Below are 518 nucleotides of genomic sequence, written 5' to 3' on the forward strand. Positions count from 1 at the left end.
ACCAGCTTCATCAAGGCCGGCACGCCGAGCACGGCCGCGTAGTAGCCCATGAACTGCACGCCGGTATTGAAGCCGAACAGCCTCGACAGCACGCCGCCCACCAGCCCCACCGTGAGGATCACGGCCAGCCCCGCCAGGCCGCCCTCCCACACGCCGATCACCACGATCAGCCCCGAGAAGGTGGCGATGATGGCCTCGTGCGAGAGCTTGCGCGCCACGAACGACGCCGCGCGATGCGCGTAGTTCATCGCCAGCGGATAGGCGATCAGCGCGGCCAGCAGCACCGCGAGCAGCCCGTAGCCGAGGAAGGCCCAGGCCGACATCAGCGTGTGCAGGTTGTGGACCTGCCCGCCGGCCGTGTCGACGAAGAAGCGCGGCGGCGCATTGAACAGCGGCGCGGCCGGCCCCGCCGCCACCGGGCTCAGCGGCAGCCCGAAGGCGATCAGCGGGATCAGCGCCTCGGCGATATAGGTGGCCTCGGTCACGCCGTTGCGCGCGGCGATCACCGTGGTCAGGCG

The 518-nt window shown here is 70.5% G+C and carries 1 pseudogene; it reads right to left on the minus strand.

From position 1 onward, the window contains the following. A pseudogene (locus tag HWX22_RS31435) lies at positions 1-518 on the minus strand (tripartite tricarboxylate transporter permease); the annotation flags it as partial.

Source organism: Burkholderia sp. BCC1638, assembly GCF_902833195.1.
Taxonomy (GTDB): Bacteria; Pseudomonadota; Gammaproteobacteria; order Burkholderiales; family Burkholderiaceae; genus Burkholderia; species Burkholderia diffusa.